Source organism: Streptomyces sp. NPDC033165, from assembly GCF_055577965.1.
In genome coordinates this window covers 1-3,330 of the sequence record NZ_JBVIPK010000027.1, presented here as the reverse complement: position 1 = coordinate 3,330, position 3,330 = coordinate 1, and the positions used below count along the sequence as shown (strand labels likewise).

The 3,330-nt window shown below is 71.4% G+C and carries 5 protein-coding genes; 2 read left to right on the top strand and 3 right to left on the bottom strand.

Translation table 11 applies throughout. The features are described from left to right. Positions 1 to 180: 180 nt before the first annotated feature. Entirely contained in the window at positions 181 to 546 is a 366-nt protein-coding gene (locus ACZ5WC_RS32570) for a cupin domain-containing protein (protein ID WP_468544204.1), read from the bottom strand. 187 nt (positions 547 to 733) lie between these two features. Next, the gene (locus tag ACZ5WC_RS32565; protein ID WP_468544203.1) at positions 734 to 1,012 is read right to left on the bottom strand and encodes a GlsB/YeaQ/YmgE family stress response membrane protein; all 279 of its coding nucleotides are present in this window, start codon (positions 1,010 to 1,012) and stop codon (positions 734 to 736) included. Positions 1,013 to 1,231: 219 nt separating this feature from the next. On the opposite strand from ACZ5WC_RS32565, the gene ACZ5WC_RS32560 reads away from it, so the two are divergent. Continuing rightward, positions 1,232 to 1,609 carry a DUF3099 domain-containing protein gene (locus tag ACZ5WC_RS32560; RefSeq protein WP_468544202.1) on the top strand — a complete coding sequence of 126 codons (378 nt, stop codon included), beginning with the start codon at positions 1,232 to 1,234 and terminating at the stop codon, positions 1,607 to 1,609. Between the two features lie 229 nt (positions 1,610 to 1,838). Then, a complete protein-coding gene (locus ACZ5WC_RS32555) occupies positions 1,839 to 2,093 on the top strand; it encodes a hypothetical protein (protein WP_468544201.1) in 255 nt (84 codons plus the stop codon). Positions 2,094 to 2,096: 3 nt separating this feature from the next. Here the strand turns inward: ACZ5WC_RS32555 and moaA are convergent, their stop codons facing one another. Further along, a complete protein-coding gene (gene moaA / locus ACZ5WC_RS32550; protein ID WP_096628203.1) occupies positions 2,097 to 3,086 on the bottom strand; it encodes a GTP 3',8-cyclase MoaA in 990 nt (329 codons plus the stop codon). Positions 3,087 to 3,330: the final 244 nt, after the last annotated feature.

Sequence of the window (3,330 nt, the reverse complement as noted above, 5' to 3'; positions counted from 1 at the left end):
CGTACCCCCCCCCCCCCCCCCCCCCCCCCCCCCCCCCCCCCCCCCCCCCCCCCCCCCCCCCCCCCCCCCCCCCCCCCCCCCCCCCCCCCCCCCCCCGCTGTGGCATCGGAGCCCGGCTGCGCCGTCGTGCGGGGCGGTCTCCGGCTCGTGGGTCGCCGGCCGGCCCTCACGGGACGTCCGTCATCCTCCCTGCGCCTTGATGTGGTCGAGGACCTCGTTGAAGTCCTTGGTCGGCGAGAAGTCGATGTACTCGCAGTCTTCGAGCGCCACCGGGGCGTGTCCGGGCGGCCAGTAGAACGCCTCACCCGCCTCGTAGAGATCGTCGCCGTGGGGCGTCCGCATCTTCAGCCGGCCCTTGAAGAGATAGCCCCAGTGCGGGCACGGGCAGAGGTCGTCGGCCAGTCCCTTGAGAGCGGGACCCATGTCGGTGCCCTCGGGAAGCCTCACAAAGGCGACGGACAGGTCTCCACCGACATCCTGAACGCGCAACTCCACTCCGTCACCTTCGATGACGACAGGAGCGTCCTTTCGTGTCGTCGCTGTCATGGCTCCTCCTTGCTCACCTGTTGAGGAGACAGCAAGAACTTCCTCCCTCCAGTCTGGGCCCGGCAGCGGCACACGGCGAGCCCGGTACCCGGCCCTGAGACGGCGGCAGAGCGCGCGCATGACAGCGCCGCGGCCGGACACGCCTTCTCGCGTGTCCGGCCGCGGCGTTTGCGATGACCTCTGCGGGTCAGGTTCTCTGGCTGCGACCGCCCCGGACCTTCTGCCAGAGCATGTCTCCGACGGCCACGACCGCCACGGCGCCCGCCAGCTGAAGCAGGTGGCGGATCCAGTCGATGCCCCTGGTGTCCTCGACACCGATCCAGCCGGCCACGGCGTTGCCGAGGATGCTGCCGATGATGCCGAACACGGCCGTCAGCCAGAGCGGGATGTCCTGCTTGCCCGGCAGGATGGCTCTGGCGATGACGCCGAGCACCAATCCCACGATGATTGCCCACAACCAGCTCATTTCGCCTCCTCGTGCGGCGCGGTGTGCGCGTCCGCCCAGTCTTGGGGCACCTCCGGCCGGGCGCATGCGGGGCAGGGCCGTACGGGGGGGTGCCCCCCATCCGGGGCCCCGTCCGCGGCAGCGGGGTCCCGCCCCGGTCGCTCCCCCCGCCGGGGCCCGGCGTACCGTGGATGCGGGCCGGTCCGGGGGCGTCCGGCGACGAGATCTGGTGGTGGAGCGATGCTGCGGAAGAACGACGATGCCGAGGTCTTCCGGATCACCGGCGCACGTCAGGGGCTGGCGGACGACGTCCGCGGCAGGCAGCGGCGCTATGTGATCTCGATGTCGGTGCGCACGGTGTCGGTGGTGCTGGCTGCGGTTCTGTGGAACGTCGAGCGGCATGTGGCGATCGTGGCGCTGGTGCTGGGCGTGCTGCTGCCGTACGTGGCGGTGGTCATCGCCAACGCGGGCCGGGAGAACGCGCCTTCGCTGCCGACGACGTTCGTCCCGATGCCGATGCGGCCCGCCGTGGAGGCGGCTCCGGCGGCCGGCCGGGCGGAGTCCGCAGGTCCGGATGGCATGAACGGGCGGGTCCCGCCGCCCGAGGAGCACAGCTGAGCCCGTATGTCCCGGGAAGCTCAGGAAAAGCTCAGATCAATCATGACGTTCCGGTGCACCGCACCCCGGTCCCCGTGACATACTGCGAGTGCGCTCCGCATCCCCCGTCGGAGCGACGGACCGACGCCGGGCAGCTCCCCCCGTGGCTGCTCGGCGTCGCCCTTTCTCCGGCCGGGGATGCGTCAGAAAGCTCGTGGAGCACGTGACTTCCTGACTTAGGCTGGACGGCGTGATCTTTCCCGAGACGTCCGCCGAGAGTCCCACCGGTGCCCCGATCTGTTCCGCCAAGGCCTGCCGGGCCGCCGCCGTGTGGGTGCTCGCCTGGAACAACCCCAAGCTGCACACGCCCGAGCGGCGCAAGACCTGGCTGGCCTGCGACGAGCACCGGGAGCACCTGTCGCAGTTCCTGGGCGTACGCGGGTTCCTCAAGGACGTCGTGGCGCTGGAGGACTGGGAGTCCGGGGACGGCGCCCAGGGCGGCTGAGCCTCAGCCGCCGATCGCCGACATCGGGCGGTCGGGCTGGAGGAAGGACGGGTCGTCCAGTCCGGAGCCCGCCTTCTTCCCCCACATGGCCAGCTTCCAGAGCCGGGCGATCTCCTCGTCCGGGGCGTCCGAGCGCAGGGCCCCGCGCAGGTCGGTCTCCTCGCGGGCGAAGAGGCAGGTGCGGACCTGGCCGTCGGCGGTGAGCCGGGTGCGGTCGCAGGCGCGGCAGAAGGGGCGGGTGACCGAGGCGATCACGCCGACGCGGTGGGGTCCGCCGTCGACGGTCCAGCGCTCGGCGGGGGCGGATCCGCGGGCCTCGTCGTCCTCGGCGGTCAGGGTGAAGCGGGTGCGCAGCGAGGCGAGGATGTCCCCGGCGGTGATCATGCCGTCGCGCTTCCAGCCGTGCTGGGCGTCCAGGGGCATCTGCTCGATGAAGCGGAGCTCGTAGTCGTGGGCGATCGCCCAGGCGAGCAGCTCGGGGGCCTCGTCGTCGTTGAGTCCCGGCATCAGGACGGAGTTGACCTTCACCGGGGTCAGTCCGGCCTCGCGGGCGGCTTCCAGGCCCTCCAGCACGTCCTTGTGGCGGTCCCGGCGGGTGAGGGTCTTGAAGACGTCGGGGCGCAGGGTGTCCAGCGAGACGTTGACCCGGTCGAGGCCCGCGGCCTTGAGGGCGGTGGCGGTCCGCTTGAGGCCGATGCCGTTGGTCGTGAGCGACATGCGGGGGCGGGGGGTGAGCGCGGCGCACTGCTCGACGATGGAGACGAGGCCGGGGCGGAGCAGGGGCTCGCCGCCGGTGAATCGGACTTCGGTGATGCCGAGCGAGGTCACGGCGATACGGATCAGGCGCACGATCTCGTCGTCGGAGAGCAGCTCGCTCTTGCCGAGCCACTGGAGACCCTCTTCGGGCATGCAGTAGGTGCAGCGCAGATTGCACTTGTCGGTCAGTGACACGCGCAGGTCGGTGGCGACCCGATCGTAGGTGTCGATGAGCACGGTGGGTCCCTCCCCCGGTGGTGTCCGCGGTGACGCGGTCGTTCATTCCGGCCGGCGTCTTCTGCCGTCTCTTCCGAGACTACGTGAGACCGGTGACATCGAGGTGGCCCGTTTGCCACGAGGTGGGGGCGGGGGGGGGGGGGGGGGGGGGGGGAGAAGGGAGAGGGGGGGGGGGGGGGGGGGGGAGCGCACGTTGGGTTGTTGCGGTGGAGAGTCCGTTGTTCTTCATGGGGGGGTTGTGGTT

What these genes read in the sequence shown, in the direction of transcription:
- ACZ5WC_RS32570 (WP_468544204.1), bottom strand. Translation starts at nt 546, where the DNA reads ATGACAGCGACGACACGAAAGGACGCTCCTGTCGTCATCGAAGGTGAC.
- ACZ5WC_RS32565 (WP_468544203.1), bottom strand. Translation starts at nt 1,012, where the DNA reads ATGAGCTGGTTGTGGGCAATCATCGTGGGATTGGTGCTCGGCGTCATC.
- ACZ5WC_RS32560 (WP_468544202.1), top strand. Translation starts at nt 1,232, where the DNA reads ATGCTGCGGAAGAACGACGATGCCGAGGTCTTCCGGATCACCGGCGCA.